This is a genomic window from Aeromonas sp. QDB25 (genome assembly GCF_027707725.1).
Lineage (GTDB): Bacteria > Pseudomonadota > Gammaproteobacteria > Enterobacterales > Aeromonadaceae > Aeromonas > Aeromonas caviae.
Genome location: NZ_JAPCIZ010000052.1, coordinates 13470 through 29967, shown reverse-complemented (window position 1 = coordinate 29967; position 16498 = coordinate 13470). Strand labels below are relative to the sequence as shown.

The following is a 16498-nucleotide window of genomic DNA, read 5'->3' as shown; positions in this document are numbered from 1 at the left end:
GGTGTGTAAGCGTAGCGATACGTTGAGCTAACCCATACTAATTACCCGTGAGGCTTAACCATACAACACCCAAGAAGTGTTCAGAGACTTGTAGCAGATACCGAGAACGAATAACTAAATCAGCTTTTTCAGATTGAAGATTTTGCCTGGCGGCAATAGCGCCGTGGAACCACCTGATCCCATGCCGAACTCAGAAGTGAAACGCGGTAGCGCCGATGGTAGTGTGGCATTCGCCATGCGAGAGTAGGACACTGCCAGGTACCCAATACAAGAAACCCCGCTCACTCGAGCGGGGTTTTTTATTGCCTAAAATTCAGCACTTACTGTAGGGCAAGCGGGCACTATGGTGCTGTTCGTCGTTCACTTGTTGCCCGCACCGGAAAAGTTGCGCCTGCTCTGGTCACATTGAACCCACATGTTGGCTCTCTCCGTTTTCATCATTTTTAGCGTAATAACCCAGTCGGAGCCGTTCTGTCTAAACCCGCCGCCCGCGCTGCGATTGGGGTTGTATCTGAATCATAACTCGGTAGAGTAAGGGGCATTCCGGGTTTTCCCGTGCCATGGTTTCGGTTTCTTTTTCTGGTATGGGACTCTCCGCCTGTTTTCATTCACCTTCACTCAGTGGTACCGATATGGAACAAGTAAACAAGTCAACCTTCAACGATGTGCTGGAATATGTGCGTATGTCCCGTCGTCAGAACAAGCTCAAGCGTGAAATCGCGGACAACGAGAAAAAGATCCGTGACAACCAGAAGCGGGTACTGTTGCTCGACAACCTGAGTGACTATATCAAGCCCGGCATGAGCATTGACGAGGTTCAGGCCATCATCGCCAACATGCGGACCGATTATGAAGAGCGCGTAGATGACCATATCATCAAAAATGCCGAGCTTTCCAAGGAGCGCAAGGAGCTGAGTACCAAGCTGAAGAGTATGAGCACCAGCAAATAATACCGCCCCGTTCTCGTCAACACCGGCCTCTGGCCGGTGTTTCATTTTCATGCCGCAGCTCGGATCTCTTGCCGCATTGCAACAATCGGCTCCCATTTTCACAATCGCCCTGTTAACATCGCTGCAAAGCGGTCAATAGATTTCAAGCCCTTGACTTGAAACGACTAAGCTTGATTGAAAGACAATAAATTGCGCAACCATGGTGGGGCTGATATGGGCGCATCAAAACAGACGGATTCAAATAAAGTGGCATCTCAGGATTCATCCGTACCTAATACGGACGGGCAACAACCGCGTAAACGCCGACCCTGGTGGCGCTGGTTGTTCTGTTTTATCTTTTTGCTTTGCCTGGCTGCAGTGGTCGCCCTGGTGGGTTATGAAATGAAGACCTCCCGACTGCAGTCACAGGAGATCTCCCGCTATGCGGCCACCCTGACCTATCAGCTCGAACCCGGCCCCAGCAAGCAGATTGCCTTCCCCGACGACGGCCCGTTCGACAAGCGACTCGGTTATGTGCTGATGCCCATGATCCAGGAACGTCTCGTTCAGCGTGGCTACCAGGTGAGCGAACAGGTCCGTTTTTCCGATGCGCTCTACAACTACGCCAGCCACGGTTTCTTCGTGCCTTATACCGAGAAGGTCCAGGCAGGATTGACACTCTATGACTGCCGTGCCGAGCCTTTCTACCAGTACAAGTATCCGACTCATTACTATCCGGATTTCAATGCCATACCGCCCCTGGTCATCCAGTCTCTGCTGTTTATCGAGAACCGTGAACTCCTGAGCAACAAGGAACCGCTGGCCAACCCGGCCGTAGACTGGCCGCGCTTTGCCAAGGCGGCGCTGTCTCAGGTGGGCAAGGCGCTGGATATGCAGGATCAATCTGCTGGCGGCAGTACCCTTGCGACCCAGGTGGAAAAGTATCGTCATTCTCCCGATGGACTGACTGTTTCGCCGACCGAGAAGATCCGCCAGATGGTCTCGGCCAGCGTTCGTGCCTATCGGCTGGGGCCCGAGACCCTGGAGGCCCGCAAGCTGGTTGCCTGGGCCTACCTCAACTCGGTCCCGCTCTCTGCGGCGCCCGGTTATGGCGAGGTGCACGGTCTCGGTGATGGCCTCTGGGTCTGGTTTGGCGCCAATGTTGATGAGGTGAATCGACTGCTGGATCCCGCTCGCAACCAGGATTCTACCCTGGCCGAGCAGGGCCTTGCCTTGCGCCAGGTTGTCTCCCTGATGATCGCCCACCGCCGTCCTTCCTATTACCTGGCGCAGGGTAGAGAAGCACTGTCTACCCTGACAGACAGCTATCTGCGACTCTTCGTGCAGGAGGGAATGATCACGCCCCCCCTGATGGAGTCGGCTCTCAAGGCCAAGCTGGTCTTCCGCGATTTCCTGCAGGCACCTGCCATCACTCGAGTCAACAACAACAAGGGGCTGCAGGTGGCTCGCACTCGTCTCAGTCGTCAGCTCGGGGTGCAGCTTTATGATCTGGACCGCATGGATCTGACGGCCAACACCACCCTCAATATGCCGCTGCAGAACGAGGTGTCACGGTATCTGCAGCAACTGGCAGACCCTGCATTCGCAGCCCAGGTGGGCCTGTTTGGTGAGCGCCTGCTCTCGCCGGAGAAGACGGGTGATGTGAAGTACAGCTTTACCCTGTTCGAGAAGACGCCGGAAGGGGTCAAGGTGAGGGTGCAGACCGACAACACGGACCAGCCGTTCGACATCAATGAGGGCAGCAAGCTTGAACTGGGATCCACCGCCAAGTTGCGGGTACTGACGACCTATCTCGAGATTGTCACCGAGTTGCATGACAGCTACGGCAACATGCCGGTGGAGAGCCTGCGAAAGATCGAAGTGTCCGATCAGGACAACATCAGCCGCTGGGCCATCGCCTATCTGATGAGTGCCAAGGACAGAAGCCTGCCGGTGATGCTGGAGGCCGCACTGGACCGCAAGTATTCCGCGAGTCCCTATGAAGGCTTCTTTACCGGCGGTGGCATGCACACCTTCAACAACTTCCGCAAGGAAGACAACGGTCGCATCCCGCCCATTCGCGATGCGCTGCGGGAATCCATCAACCTGCCCTTCGTGCGCTTGATGCGGGACATCGTCCGCTACAGCCTCTACAAGGAGGGAAATCGTGCCCAGTTGCTGAAAGATGACAGGGATCCTCGCCGTACCGAGTATCTGGCCAAGTTTGCCGACAAGGAGGGCCAGACCTATCTGCTGAGGTTCTGGCGCAAATATCGTGGCAAGAGTGCAGAAGAGCAGCTCGATACCTTCCTCGATGGTCTCAAACCCAGCGCGGTGCGTCTCGCCGCCGTGCATCGCTATCTGATGCCGGAAGCCTCCCAGGCCGATTTTGCCGCTTTCCTGGCCAAGCGCCTGCCGCGGGAGAAATTGACCGAGAAGCGCATAGAGCAGCTCTATACCAATTACGGCCCTGGCAAATATTCTCTTCCGGATCAAGGTTATATCGCACGGGTGCATCCACTTGAGCTGTGGTTGCTTGCCTATCTCAAGGAGTTTGACAAGGCCACCTTTACCGAGGCGGTAACCGCCAGCCGTGACGAGCGTCAGGAGGTCTACAGCTGGCTGTTCAAGACCCGTCATCGCAGTGCCCGGGATAGCCGGATCCGCACCATGCTGGAGGTTGAGGCCTTCCTCGACATCCATCAGCGCTGGGCTCGCCTGGGCTACCCCTTCGATCACCTGGTTCCGTCCCTGGCGACCGCACTGGGCAGCTCGGGCGATCGTCCTGCTGCGTTGGCCGAGCTGATGGGGATCATCCAGAACGGCGGCATTCGTGCACCGACCCTGCGCATCGAGCACCTCTCCTTTGCCAAGGGGACCCCCTTCGCCACCGTCTTTGAGCCGGCGAACACCCAGGGGGAGCGGGTGATGCCTGCCGAGGTGGCCAACGCCTTGCGCAATGCACTCTCCAAGGTGGTGGAAGGGGGGACGGCGCGGCGTATCGCCGGGGCCTTCGCCTTGCAGGATGGTACTGTCCTGGCCCTGGGGGGCAAGACGGGGACCGGGGACAACCGGATCGAGACGGTCGGTCGCTACGGCAATGTGACCAGTTCACTGGCTCGCAACCGGACTGCGACGTTCGTCTTCTACATCGGGGATGATCACTTCGGCACGCTGACGGCCTATGTACCCGGCAGCCAGTCCGACAAGTTCCGCTTCACGTCGGCGCTGCCTGTACAGGTGCTCAAGGGGATGGCCCCCCTGCTGGTACCCTATCTGCAACCCGCTACTCACACCCAGTGCATGGCGGGCAGCTGAGCGGACATCGCATGAAAAAACGGGGCCATTTCGGCCCCGTTTGATTGTGTACTGCACGCCGCCATGAGGTGGACGTGAGTCATCACTTACAACAGATCTTCAATTTCACCGCGCAGGTACTGGTACATCTCGCGATAGGCTACCGGCGGCTTGTTCAGCTCCCGCTCCTTGTTGGCGGTGCGGATCAACTGGCGCAGCTTCTGGCGATCCAGCTCGTGGAACTGGGACATCAGCTCGTTGAGGGCGCTGTCGCCTTCGGTGATCAGCCGCTCGCGCCACTGTTCGAGGCGATGCAGGCGGGCGTTCACGGTGGAGTGACGCATCTTGATGATGGAGAGGGCTTCTTCAATGGGGGCCACATCGCGGCTACGCATCAGACGGCCGATGAACTGGAGATGGCGACGGAAGGACTCATCCTTCTTCGGCTTGAGCTTGCGACCCAGCTCGACCGCTTCGGCGAGCTCTTCATCCAGGGGGATCTTCTCCAGCTCGCTGTGACTCAGGGAGACGATCTCTTCCCCCATCTTCTGCAAGGCCTCGGCATCACGCTTGAGCTGGCTCTTGCTGGGGCCCCAGTCTTCCCACTCGTTGTCGTCTTGATATTGACTCATCGGTCTCTGTATTCCTGTCATTCACGTTTGGCGGATATGTTACCAGCTTCTCCCGCTGGGCGCAGGGGTCTGATATGCTTAGCCCCTTTCCTTCCCTTCATACAGATGTGAGTTATGGACCAGCAAGATCAAATCCGCCAGGATCAATCCCATCTCGAGGCCGTGGTCGCCGAGGCCCTTGAGATAGCGAAAGGGCTGGGCGCCGGGCTTGCCGAAGTCTCCATCAGCAAACAGACCGGCCTCTCGGTGAACACCCGGGGCTGCGAGCTGGAAAGCATCGAATTCAACAAGGATGGCGCACTCGGCATCGCCGTCTATCGCGACGGATGCAAGGGGTCCTCCTCCACCACGGATCTGACCAAGCCGGCCATTCGCGCCGCTGTGGAAGCGGCCATGGAGATCGCCCGCCACACCTCTCCCGATGACTGCGCCGGTCTTGCGGATGCGGATCTGCTGGCCTGGGATGCCCCGGACCTGCAACTGTGCCACCAAGTCGAGCTGGATCCCCAGCGTGGCATCGCGCTGGCCATCGAGTGCGAGCGGCTGGCCCTGGGGCGGGATGCCCGCATCAAGCACTCTGACGGAGCCAGTTTCTCCAGCCACCTGGGTGTCAAGGTCTATGGCAACAGCCACGGCTTCGTCAAAGGCTATGCAGCGTCCCGCAACTCCCTGAGCTGCGTACTGATCGGCGAGCAGGATGGCGACATGCAGCGCGACTACGGCTACTCCTCCAGCCGCTCCCTGGACGGGCTGTGGAGCCCCCAGCGCATCGCTGACGAGGCGGTGGAGCGCACTGTTTCCCGCCTGGGGGCTCGCAAGATCAGCACCCGCCATGCCCCTGTGCTGTTCCACCCCGATACCGCTGCCGGTCTGTGGGGCCATCTGGTGATGGCCATCAGTGGGGGGAACCTCTATCGCAAGTCGAGCTTCCTGCTGGACAAACTGGGCAAGCAGATTCTGCCCGAGTGGCTCACCATCCAGGAGTTCCCTCACTTGCCGGGAGGACTTGCCAGCACCCCGTTCGACGGGGAAGGGGTTCGCACCCGCGACATGGACATCATCCGCAACGGCGAGCTGATGAGCTGGCTGCTCACCTCCTACTCCGCCCGCAAACTGGGCCTGACCACCACGGGCCACGCCGGGGGCATCCATAACTGGCAGGTCTCCAATACCGGCCAGGACTTCCAGGGCATGCTCAAGGAGATGGGTACCGGGCTGCTGGTGACCGAGCTGATGGGGCAGGGGGTCAACATCGTCAATGGTGATTACTCCCGCGGCGCAGCCGGTTTCTGGGTTGAAAATGGCGAGATCCTCTATCCTGTGGAGGAGATCACCATTGCAGGCAATCTAGCCGACATGTTCAGCCATATCGTGGCGGTGGGCAGTGATGAGGATGAGCGTTCCAGCCTCAAGACCGGCTCCGTACTGGTCGAGCAGATGAAACTGGCGGGGCACTGATCCCCCTCCGTCCGATCTGGAATATGGTGTCTAGTCCTGAGATAGGTCTACACATTTTCAGCTAGCTTTTAGCACTCAGAACCCCCGATGCGTCACATCAGGGGTTCTGTATTTCAATGCCTGATGCGGTTGCTCCAGGTTATAAGTATCCACTGCCTTTCGCACTTTTCCCCGCCTGCGCCAGCCTCTGCAGGCTTTGCAGCAGTGACTCTCTTTTCAAGATCTCAGTGCATTTTGGTGACAGTTATGAGTATCTGTCATCAAGCATTTGACCCCGTGTTGTTCATGCAATGACTGATACAACCCCGAACAATACTGCACCTGGTGGTCCGAATGATGAATAAGCTCTCCGTGGTCACGTTGTTGCTTCAGTGTTTTCTCGATCACCATCGACTCGGCATTCATCTCTTAGTTGCCACTATTTTGCGTGAGCAGGTGTCCGTCACCTAGCTCAGGTAGAGCGGCCCTGAGTGTCATAACGCGTCTGCGTCTGTTTATAGGTGAGCTTGCCTTCTTCAATCTGCTCGACCAGGGCCAGTTTAAAAATCAGAGTAATTGTGTTGTGTTCGTTTACGCCCTGTCCCATCGAGATCTCCATCTATTCGGAGGAGAAGATGCAAACCATATTCAGGCAGATGCGCCGATCAGACGTCGGCCAGCTGCAATGCCTGGCGGTAGTACTCGTTGGCCTTGTTGGTCAGGCGGCGCTTGTCCATCACCTGGCCGAGGGCGTGGTAGAGGGCGGCATCAGGCGCCTTCGCCACTTCCTGCTCCAGCAGCCGCTGGGCTTCGTCCAGCTGACCGGCCAGCAGGCAGACCCGGGCCAGCGCCGCTTCGGCGCCCGGCTGATCCTGGATCTTTCTGAGCAGGGTCAGCATGGGCTGGTAGTCGTCCAGTTTGAGCTTGGGCAGGCGGGCGAACAGCTCGGGGGAGGGATCCTTGCGCAGGGCCTCCAGCCAGAGATCGGCGGCTTCGGCATCGGCCCCCAATCGGCGCAGGCGATCCCCGTAACTGGCCAGCAGCACGGGATCCTGGCGCTGTTTGCGGGGCAGACCCTGCCAGACCGTGCGCAGGGTGTCGAGGGAGCTGCTGGCGGCCTCCAGACGACCGCACCACGCCTGGTGCAGCAGGGTCTCTTCCTGCTGAGCGGTCAGCTTGCCCACCTTGCGCAGGGCAGGGGCGAGATCGATGAGGGCCGCCCAGTCTTCACGGGCCAGATACACCTGACGCAGCTGATCCAGCACCATGGGGTGGCGCGGGTTGAGGGCATAGATGGACTCGAGGCGACCGAGGGCGCTGTCGTACTGGCCCTGCTCAATCTGCAACTGGGTCTGGATCAGGGTCAGTGCCAGCTCTGCCTTGGGGTTCTCTTCCTGAGCTTTCTGCAGGTAGTGATCCCGGCGCACGTCATCGCCCCGGGCCTGGGCCACCCGGGCGGCGCTCAGGTAGTTGAGCAGCGGGGTGTCGCTGTTGTCTGCGCCCTTGATGAGGAGCTTCTCGGCCTGGTTGTAGTGCCCCTCGGCCATGGCCAGGGTGGCATTGACGGTTTGCAGGTTGGCCTTGCGGCGGCGGCGCGAGCCGAACCAGCCCTGGGTCTTGCGGCGCAGGCCGAACAGGCGGGCCAGCACCCATTCCACGATGAGCAGGGCGCCGTAGAACAGCACCGCCAGGATCACCGCGCTGGTGACCGAGGATTCCACCGTGTAGTTGCCCAGCGAGATGAGCACATAGCCCTTGTTGCCGGAGGCTTCGGGCCCGAAGATGAGGCCCGCCACCATCACGGCGACTATGACGATCAGACGAATCATGGTCTCCTCCTCAGTTGCCGGCCAGGATGCGTTGCAGGCGTTCGGTCAGCACCTGTTCCAGCATGGTCTGGGTCTTGAACTGATCCGGGTAGTCAAACTGGATCTGCTCGCCTTTGAGCTTGTCGAGCTCGGACTGCATGTACTGGGTGGCGCTGTTGTCGGCATCGAAATACTGGGTCAGCCAGCGCTGGGCCTTCTCCAGGCTGTCGACATAGAGGGACTGCTGTTCGCGATAGACGGCGAGCTGGGCCTGCAGCAGCTTGGTCTTGAGGTTCTCCCGCAGGAAGATCTCCTGCTGCGGGGAGAGCAGGGCTTCCACGGCGCCATCGCGGCGACGGATGGTGATGAAGTTTTCGGTGAACTTGACCCAGTTCTTCTTCAGGTTGCTCTGCCACTCGTCCGGGTTGGTGCTGACGGTCTGGTCGGGCTCGCTCTTGGCTTCCGGCATGCTGACGGTGGAGAGGGGCAGCAGCTCGATCTGGTCCGAGAGGGCGGCCAGCTTCAGGGTCAACCCTTCGCGATCGACTCGCGGCATCCCCTTGAGCTTGGCGATGTCTTCCGCCAGCGCCTTGCGGATGGGCATCAGGCTGGGGTCGTTGAGCGCCTTGATGCGCTCGTCGGCGTTGCCGAGCAATGTGATGGCGGAGACGATGTCGTGTTCGAGCCACAGCTTGCGGCCCGCCATGCGCACCAGGTATTCGGATTCGGCCAGCATCCAGTCATTGGGGCGCTTGTCGTCCAGATCCAGCACTTTGGTCTGCAAGGCGTCCAGCGCCTCCTGCAACTGCTGCTGGCTCTTGCCGAGGGCACCGATCTGTTCGGCATCCTTGCTGCTGCCCTGATCAATCCTGGTCATGGCATCGGCCAGTTGCTGCTTGAGGGCTACCAGTTCGGCCTGCTGGGCAACGGCGTTCTGGTGTCCGTGCACATAGAGACCACCGGCCAGCCCCAGGGCCAGCAGGATGGCGATGCCGCCAAGCACGGTGCCAGAGCTGCCCTTCTTGCTCCCTGTCGTTCCGGGCGCGGGCTTGTTGTTGTCGGCCACGGTGGCCGCGGCACTCGGCTGGACTTCTTGCTGTTCAGTCATTCCATCTTCCTCAGTTCCAGGGCGGCCACCAGAGCCTGGTTGGATGCACCTTGGGCAATCACGATACGGGTAAAACCAGCCCCTTCTGCCATCTCGGCCACCCGGGGACTGGGCACCACCAGCAGGCGGTCATAAAGCCAGGGGTGCTGCGGGCCGGGCACCAGGGCCAGCAACCGCTGCAACAGTTCGCCACTGGTGATGAGCAGGCTGTCGAGCCCGGCTGCCTGCCAGTGGCGGGTCAATGCGTCCCCGTCAAGATCGGGGTAGTGGCGCTCGTAGGTGGCACAATAGTGCACCAGTGCGCCCCGTGAGGCCAGCGTCCGGGCGATGAGATCCCGCCCGTCGTTGCCGCGCAGGATCAGCACCCGGCGGCCACTCACCCCTTGCAGCGCCGGCAGGGCCAGCAGCCCTTCACTGCGGGGATCGGCCGGGCACAGGGCCTGGATGCCCGCCTCGGCGAAGGCATCCGCACTCGCCTGACCGACTGCAAAGTAATCAATATGTGGCCAGGTCTGACCAGTTTGCAACAGAAAATGATGTGCAAAATGAACGGCATGCATGCTGACGGCGATAACGAGGTCCGCCTCCCGCAGCATGTCACCCAGGTGAGGGAGGTCGCATCCCGGCCGGGTTTCCAGCAACGGACAGCAGAGCGGTGCATGACCCAGCTGGTGCAGCATCTGCACCAGCTGGTTGGCCTGGGCGGCCGGGCGCACCACCAGGGGGACCATCAGGGGGCGCTCCGGGCAGATGACCGCGAACCGGTCCGTACTGCACTCATGCCCGGTAGACCTCGGCCAGGATGACGTCGGCGCCGGCGGCCAGCAGGCGCTGGGCCAGGGTGTGGCCCAGTGCCTCGCCCTCTGCCAGGGGGCCGCGGATCTCGTCGCGAATGACGCGGGCACCGTCCGGGCTGCCCACCAGGCCGCGCAGCCATACTTCTTCTCCCTGTACCAGGGCATAGGCCCCGATGGGCACCTGACAGCCCCCTTGCAGGGCGCGGTTCATGGCGCGCTCGGTCAGCACCCGGATGCGGGTCTCGGGGTGTTCGAGCGGCGCCAGCAGGGCGTGCAGCTCGTGATCGTCGAGGCGGCATTCGATGCCGACCGCCCCCTGGCCGTTGGCGGGCAGGCTCTGCTCGGGCTCGATGAAGGCGGCGATGCGATGGGCCATCTCCAGCCGTTTCAGGCCGGCGGCGGCCAGGATGATGGCGTCATATTCACCGGCATCCAGCTTGGCGAGGCGGGTGTTGACGTTGCCCCGCAGGTCGCGGATCACGAGATCAGGGCGGGCAGCGCGCAGCTGGCACTGACGGCGCAGGCTGGAGGTGCCGACCACGGCCCCTTGAGGCAGCTCGTCTATCTGGTTGAAATGGTTGGAAACAAAGGCATCACGCGGGTCTTCGCGCTCACAGATGGTGTGCAGGCCGAGTCCGTCGGGGAACTCCACGGGTACGTCTTTCATGGAGTGGACAGCGATGTCGGCACGCCCCTCCAGCATGGCAGTCTCCAGCTCCTTGACGAACAACCCCTTGCCGCCGACCTTGGCGAGGGGGGTGTCGAGGATCTTGTCACCCTGGGTGCTCATGGGCACCAGTTCGACCTGCAGATCCGGATGGAGTGCCTCCAGCCGATCTTTCACAAAATTGGCCTGCCACAGGGCCAGTGGGCTCTTTCGAGTGGCAATTTTCAGGGTTCGGGCTGCCATATCAATCAGTTGTTTCATCTTTTGAGAGGAAAACGATCTTACCACCCTTTGCAGGGGCTTTCATGGCGCAGCCCGCAAAAGCGGGGCCAAGCTCAAAAACGGGGGCTGAAAATTATTTTCATTCAGCCAATAATTGGTTTTAAGTCATTGAAAATAAGCAATTTTATTGCTTTCTGCTGATACCGTTACGAACGGGGTCAGAAATAATCCGGTGATTGTGTGCGGGCTTGTTTACCACTGCTGTTTGCATTGTTAACATGATCACACTTTTTTGACGTCTCCCCGTTTTGGTGCGTCATTTCTCTTCCCCATAGGTAGGGCATTGCTGGTTAAACTCGACACGCTGGTGGCGCGCTACGACGAACTCAATCGTCTCAAGACGCAACGAGCGCTGGATCTCATGAGTCGCTACGGGCAGCAGGTTTTCCACTTGCTGCCTGTCATGCTGCACTTCAATCACCCCCTGTTGCCCGGTTATGTGGCAGGGGATGTGCCTCATGGTATCTGGAGTTTTGTCGCCAACGAGGCCCAGCAGGCCTTCATCCAGGATCTCTGCCAGAACGCCAACTGCCAGGGCGGTCTCAGTACCCACGACAAGTCCATCCAGGGCCTCTACTCCATGGGGAGCACCTCCTCCATCGGGCAGTGCTGCCACTCGGATCTCGACATCTGGGTCTGTCACGTGGCCGGTCTGTCGAGCGAGCGCCTCGCCCTGCTGGAACAGAAGTGCCAGCACCTCTCCATGTGGGCGGAGCAGCGGGGGGTCGATCTCAACTTCTTCCTGATCCCCGAAGACAAGTTCCGTCAGCGCAACGATGCCCAGATGCAGGGGGAGAGCTGCGGCAGCGCCCAGCACCTGCTGCTGCTCGACGAGTTCTACCGCAGCGCCATGCACATCGCCGGCAAGCGGCTGCTCTGGTATCTGGTGCCGGCCGAATATGACGATCACTACGACGACTACGTCAACGGCCTGTTTGCCCACGGCAAGTTGAGCCAGGATGACTGGCTCGATCTGGGGGGCTTTGATCGCATTCCTGCCGAGGAGTATTTCGGCTCCGCCCTGTGGCAGCTCTACAAGGGGATCGACTCCCCCTACAAGGCGGTGCTCAAGTCGGTGCTGATGGAGGCCTACTCCCACGAGTATCCCAACACCCGGCTGCTGTCGGTGACCAGTCGCGACTGGTTCCAGCACAACGAGGGGATGCACTACCGCCTCGACAACTACTGCCTGATGCTGGACAAGGTGACCAACTACCTCAAGTCCATCGGCGACATGCAGCGCCTCGATCTGGTGCGTCGCTGCTTCTATCTGAAGGTGTGCGACGGGCTGAGCCATCCCAAGGAAGATCACTCCCCGGACTGGCGCCGGGAGCAGATGGCCCAGCTGGTGGCCTACTGGGGCTGGAGTCCGGAGCGACTTTACCACCTTGATCACCGCCAGGAGTGGAAGGTCGAGGACGTCAAGGTGGCCTACGCCGAGTTGTTGGAGGCCCTGATGCAGAGCTACCGCAATCTCATCCAGTTCGCCCGGCGCAACAACATCAGCGAGTCCATCAACCCGGAAGACATCGGCATCCTGTCGCGCAAGCTCTATGCCGCATTCGAGAGCCTGCCGGGCAAGGTGCAGCGCATCAACCTCAAGATTGCACCGGATCTCGGCGAGCCGGATCTCAGCCTGGTACAGGTGCCCCACGGCCGCCTGAATCGCGCCGGCTGGTATCTCTACAAGCATTCCCTCGAACCCGCCGACATCATCGGCCGGGCGCCGCTCGAATATAACGGCTACATAAGCAAGCTGGTGGCCTGGGCCTATTTCAACGGCCTGCTGACGCCCCAGTCCCGGGTGCACCTGTTCAACCAGGGCTCGGATCTGCACATCGACAACCTGCATCAGTTCTGTCGCGATCTCTCCGGGACCTTCCCGGTCAAGTATCCCCGTGCGACCAACCTGGCCCTGAGCCGGCCGTGCGAGATCCGCCAGCTCTCCATCTTCCTGAACCTGGAGACGGACCCGTCCAGCCACTGGGTGGGGCAGGTGATCGAGTTCGATGCCAACGCCGCCGATGTCTTCTCGTTCGGTCGCAACCAGGAGTGTCTGGTGGGATCCGTGGATCTCGTCTATCGCAACTCCTGGAGCGAGATCCGCACCCTGCACTTCGAGGGAGAGGAAGCCGTGGTGGACGCCCTTACCACCATCCTCGGCAAGATGCACCAGGACGCCGCGGCCCCCGAGATGATCGAGGTGTTCTGCTACAGCCAGCACTTCCGCTCCCTGGTGCGCACCCGCTTCCAGCAGCTTGTGGCTGAATGCATCGAGCTGCGTCTGGCCCGGGACAAGCAGCAGCTGGTCAAGACGCTGGCGCTCGGCAAGGAGAAGTACGGCATCTTCTTCGAGCGGCGCGGGGTGTCGGTCAAAAAGCTGGAAAACGCCATCGATTTTTACCGTCACATCTCCCACAACAAGCTGGATCACCTGCCGCTGCGCCTCGACAAGACTCACAGCCAGCACCTGCCCGGCATCGTCGACGCCTACGCCAGCGAAGGGTTGGTGCAGTTCTTCTTCGATACCCGGGATGCAGGCACCAACATCTATATCCTGGACGAGGCGAACCGGGTGGAGATCTACCAGCACTTCGCCGGCAACAAGGACGAACTGGTACAGGGGGTGAACCGGTTCTACACCTCGGGTCACGAGCGATTCAGCAATGCGGGTCAGTTCAGCAACTTCAACCTTCCCCAGTACTACGAAATCGTGCAGGTGGGTGACAAACTCGATGTGATCCCCTACCGCAGCCAGAGCCCGCAGCGGGACACCCCAGGAGCGGCGCGGGAAGTAGGATGATACGCTGATAACCACACCGGCAAGATGGCAAACGGCCTGCATGATGCAGGCCGTTGTCCTATCCGTGGTGCGGGAATCTGGCGTGGAGGGGGCCGCGGCCAGTGGGGGATGCCGTCGAGCATCGCCGTCAGGGATGAAAGCAAACGGCCTGCTGATGCAGGCCGTTGTCTTACCCGTGATCCGACAATCAGGCGCCGAGGCGGGCCAGCAACCAGCTGCGAATGTCGCCCAGCTGGGGGCGGCAGATCTCGTGGCGCATGGGGTATTCGTGCCACTCGGGGCTGAGTCCCGCCGCTTCCAGCCGGTTCTTGGCGTCCCAGCCCATGGAGAGGTTCACCACGTCGTCATAGATGCCGTGCATGTAGCAGATGGGCAGGACGCGGGCCGCCTCGCTCATCTCGCCGGGCAGGGCATCGGGTACCGCAAGGTAGGTGGACATGCAGAGCAGGCCTGCCAGGGGCACCGGATGGCGCAGGGCGGTGAAGGAGGCGATGACGCCCCCCTGGGAGAAGCCGGCCAGCACGATGCGCTCGGGGGCGAAACCCTCGGCCACCAACTGGTCGATCAGCGAGGCGATACGGGCCGCTGACTCCCTGACATGGGACTCCACGGCGCGATCCGCCGGATCCTCGAAGCTCTTGATGTCGTACCAGCCGCGCATCCGGTAGCCCATGTTGATGGTGATGGGGCGCTCGGGAGCATCCGGCAGCAGATGGCGGACGGGCAGGTCGGCGGGCAGGGCCAGCGCCTCCACCAGGGGGGCGAGGCCGGCGCCGGAGTCCCCCAGCCCGTGCAGCCAGATCACCGCATGGCGGGCACCTTCTGGATGCAGATCCGTCATGAGAAGACCACGGGCTCGCCGGCCTGGGTGGTGCAGGCCCGGGTCAGCAGGGCCTTGAGCTCGTCACCGAAGCGGTTGTCGATCCAGCTGTCACCGCGCAGCTCGAAGTGGAAGCCGTTCTCCCGGGTGGCGACCCAGATCTGGTGCAGGGGCTCCTGCTTGTTGATGATGACCTTGGTCTTGTTCTCGAAGCTCAAGGTCAGCACCCCGCCGGCGCGTTCGCAGTCGATATCCGGATACCCCTCGTCGATGGTGTCTTCCACATACTGGAAAAAGGCGTCGGTCAGGGCGTGATACTCGTGATCCTTCATCGGTTTATCCTGTTGCTTTTAACAATGTGAGTGCGATTATAGAGGGCCAAAAATTTTTTCGCAGCGAACCATTATGATTACCCAGTTCACCAAGTGCCTGTTTGCCGCGTCGCTGTCGCTCGGGTTGGCCGCCTGTGGCCTGACGGGGCCGCTCTACATGCCGCCGGCCGAACAGCCCGCACCTGCAGAGCAGACACAGCCCAAGACAGAGAGTACACCGCAAGCCGCCTCGCCTGCGACCGCTACACCGGCCTCAGAGGCCGCGCCGCAATAATCTAGGAAGGAACCGCCCCCTTGGATCACTTTAACTACGACGCAGACGGTCAGCTTCAGGCCGAACAGCTTCCCTTGCAACAGCTTGCCGACCAGTACGGCACTCCGCTCTATGTCTACTCCCGCGCCACCCTGGAACGCCACTGGCATGCCTTCGACCAGGCGGCTGGCGACATTCCCCACCTGATCTGCTACGCGGTCAAGGCCAACTCCAACCTGGCCCTGCTCAATCTGCTGGCACGCCTCGGTTCGGGCTTTGACATCGTCTCCGGCGGCGAGCTGTCCCGGGTGCTGGCGGCGGGCGGTGATCCGGCCAAGGTGGTCTTCTCCGGCGTCGCCAAGAGCGAAGCCGAGATGCGCCTTGCGCTGGAAAAAGAGATCCTCTGCTTCAACCTGGAGTCCGAAGCCGAGCTGGAGCGCCTCAACCGGGTCGCAGGCAGCATGGGCAAGAAGGCGCGGGTCTCGGTGCGGGTCAACCCGGACATCGACGCAGGCACGCACCCCTATATCTCCACCGGCCTCAAGCAGAACAAGTTCGGCATCCCCATCGAACAGGCGCCCGCCATCTACCGCAAGGCAGCGGCCATGGCCCACATCGAGATCAAGGGGGTGGATTGCCACATCGGCTCGCAACTCACTGAATTGAATCCCTTTATGGAGGCGGCGGACAAGCTGCTCAAGCTCATCGACGAGCTGGCGGCGGAAGGCATCCACATCCATCACCTGGACGTGGGCGGCGGCCTGGGGGTCAACTACGGCGCCGAGCAGCCGCCGCACCCCACCGAGTATGCCGAGGCGCTCAAGCAGAAGCTGGCGGGCCGGGATCTGACCCTCTTGTTCGAACCGGGCCGCGCCATCGTCGCCAACGCCGGTGTGCTGCTGACCCGGGTCGAGTTCCTCAAACCCGGCGAGACCCGCAACTTCGCCCTGATCGACGCCGGCATGAACGATCTGCTGCGCCCCTCCCTCTATGGCGCCTGGATGAACATCATCGAGGTGGACAGCCGCGCGACCCACGAGAAGGCACTCTATGACGTGGTGGGCCCGGTGTGCGAGACCGGCGACTTCCTCGGCAAGGAGCGTACCTTGGCGATTGCCGAGGGCTCCCTGCTGGCGGTGCGCTCCGCCGGCGCCTACGGCTTTACCATGTCCTCCAACTACAACACCCGACCCCGTGCGGCCGAGGTGCTGGTGGACGGTGACCAGGCGCACCTCATCCGTGAGCGGGAGCAGTTGGCGGATCTCTGGCGTGGCGAGCACCTGCTGCCGTGATGGATGGATTTTCAGCGTTCCTCCATGTGAGAGCGTGATTA

At 60.9% G+C, this 16498-nt stretch carries 14 protein-coding genes, 1 rRNA gene and 1 pseudogene; 7 read left to right on the top strand and 9 right to left on the bottom strand.

What is annotated here, in order from left to right; translation table 11 throughout:
* Nucleotides 1-145: 145 nt before the first annotated feature.
* From rrf to PG883_RS16475, 3 genes are all read left to right on the top strand, one after another.
* Nucleotides 146-260, top strand: a 5S ribosomal RNA gene (gene rrf, locus PG883_RS16485).
* Nucleotides 261-632: 372 nt separating this feature from the next.
* Nucleotides 633-950 carry a PTS system regulator TmaR gene (tmaR, locus tag PG883_RS16480; protein ID WP_010672687.1) on the top strand — a complete coding sequence of 106 codons (318 nt, stop codon included), beginning with the start codon at nt 633-635 and terminating at the stop codon, nt 948-950.
* Between the two features lie 213 nt (nt 951-1163).
* Nucleotides 1164-4247 (top strand): transglycosylase domain-containing protein, encoded by a 3084-nt coding sequence (locus tag PG883_RS16475; protein WP_270807402.1) that lies wholly within the window; start codon nt 1164-1166, stop codon nt 4245-4247.
* An 86-nt stretch (nt 4248-4333) separates the two neighbouring features.
* Here PG883_RS16475 and yjgA read toward each other — a convergent pair whose 3' ends face one another.
* The gene (gene yjgA / locus PG883_RS16470; RefSeq protein ID WP_010672689.1) at nt 4334-4858 is read right to left on the bottom strand and encodes a ribosome biogenesis factor YjgA; all 525 of its coding nucleotides are present in this window, start codon (nt 4856-4858) and stop codon (nt 4334-4336) included.
* A gap of 114 nt (nt 4859-4972) precedes the next feature.
* Here yjgA and pmbA point away from each other — a divergent pair, with 114 nt between their 5' ends.
* Nucleotides 4973-6316: a metalloprotease PmbA gene (gene pmbA / locus PG883_RS16465; protein ID WP_200163887.1), complete on the top strand. Its 1344-nt coding sequence runs from the start codon at nt 4973-4975 to the stop codon at nt 6314-6316.
* A gap of 75 nt (nt 6317-6391) precedes the next feature.
* On the opposite strand, the pseudogene PG883_RS16460 reads toward pmbA, so the two are convergent.
* From PG883_RS16460 to hemC, 6 genes and pseudogenes are all read right to left on the bottom strand, one after another.
* Nucleotides 6392-6786: pseudogene (locus PG883_RS16460) on the bottom strand (integrase core domain-containing protein); the annotation flags it as partial.
* Nucleotides 6768-6902 carry a hypothetical protein gene (locus tag PG883_RS16455; RefSeq protein ID WP_010672691.1) on the bottom strand — a complete coding sequence of 45 codons (135 nt, stop codon included), beginning with the start codon at nt 6900-6902 and terminating at the stop codon, nt 6768-6770. The pseudogene PG883_RS16460 and the gene PG883_RS16455, both read right to left, overlap by 19 nt.
* Nucleotides 6903-6960: 58 nt before the next feature.
* Nucleotides 6961-8124, bottom strand: a complete 1164-nt coding sequence (locus PG883_RS16450) for a heme biosynthesis HemY N-terminal domain-containing protein (RefSeq protein ID WP_161646584.1) — start codon at nt 8122-8124, stop codon at nt 6961-6963.
* A 10-nt stretch (nt 8125-8134) separates the two neighbouring features.
* The gene (locus PG883_RS16445) at nt 8135-9211 is read right to left on the bottom strand and encodes a uroporphyrinogen-III C-methyltransferase (RefSeq protein ID WP_039039811.1); all 1077 of its coding nucleotides are present in this window, start codon (nt 9209-9211) and stop codon (nt 8135-8137) included.
* Nucleotides 9208-9942, bottom strand: coding sequence for a uroporphyrinogen-III synthase (locus PG883_RS16440; protein WP_039039810.1), 735 nt, complete (start codon nt 9940-9942; stop codon nt 9208-9210). The genes PG883_RS16445 and PG883_RS16440 overlap by 4 nt, the downstream gene beginning before the upstream one ends.
* Before the next feature lie 46 nt (nt 9943-9988).
* The gene (gene hemC, locus PG883_RS16435; protein ID WP_151027241.1) at nt 9989-10918 is read right to left on the bottom strand and encodes a hydroxymethylbilane synthase; all 930 of its coding nucleotides are present in this window, start codon (nt 10916-10918) and stop codon (nt 9989-9991) included.
* Nucleotides 10919-11240: 322 nt separating this feature from the next.
* Between hemC and PG883_RS16430 the strand changes: the two genes are divergently transcribed.
* Nucleotides 11241-13760 carry a class I adenylate cyclase gene (locus PG883_RS16430; RefSeq protein ID WP_042879398.1) on the top strand — a complete coding sequence of 840 codons (2520 nt, stop codon included), beginning with the start codon at nt 11241-11243 and terminating at the stop codon, nt 13758-13760.
* A 187-nt stretch (nt 13761-13947) separates the two neighbouring features.
* On the opposite strand, the gene PG883_RS16425 is transcribed toward PG883_RS16430, so the two are convergent.
* Nucleotides 13948-14601: an alpha/beta hydrolase gene (locus PG883_RS16425; RefSeq protein WP_236275933.1), complete on the bottom strand. Its 654-nt coding sequence runs from the start codon at nt 14599-14601 to the stop codon at nt 13948-13950.
* Nucleotides 14598-14912: an iron donor protein CyaY gene (gene cyaY, locus PG883_RS16420; RefSeq protein WP_010672698.1), complete on the bottom strand. Its 315-nt coding sequence runs from the start codon at nt 14910-14912 to the stop codon at nt 14598-14600. Before cyaY ends, PG883_RS16425 begins: the two co-directional genes overlap by 4 nt.
* 73 nt (nt 14913-14985) lie before the next feature.
* Between cyaY and lptM the strand changes: the two genes are divergently transcribed.
* Together lptM and lysA are read left to right on the top strand one after the other, a co-directional pair.
* Nucleotides 14986-15186: an LPS translocon maturation chaperone LptM gene (lptM, locus tag PG883_RS16415; RefSeq protein ID WP_010672699.1), complete on the top strand. Its 201-nt coding sequence runs from the start codon at nt 14986-14988 to the stop codon at nt 15184-15186.
* Nucleotides 15187-15206: 20 nt separating this feature from the next.
* Nucleotides 15207-16457: a diaminopimelate decarboxylase gene (gene lysA / locus PG883_RS16410; RefSeq protein WP_039039806.1), complete on the top strand. Its 1251-nt coding sequence runs from the start codon at nt 15207-15209 to the stop codon at nt 16455-16457.
* Nucleotides 16458-16498 lie beyond the last annotated feature (41 nt).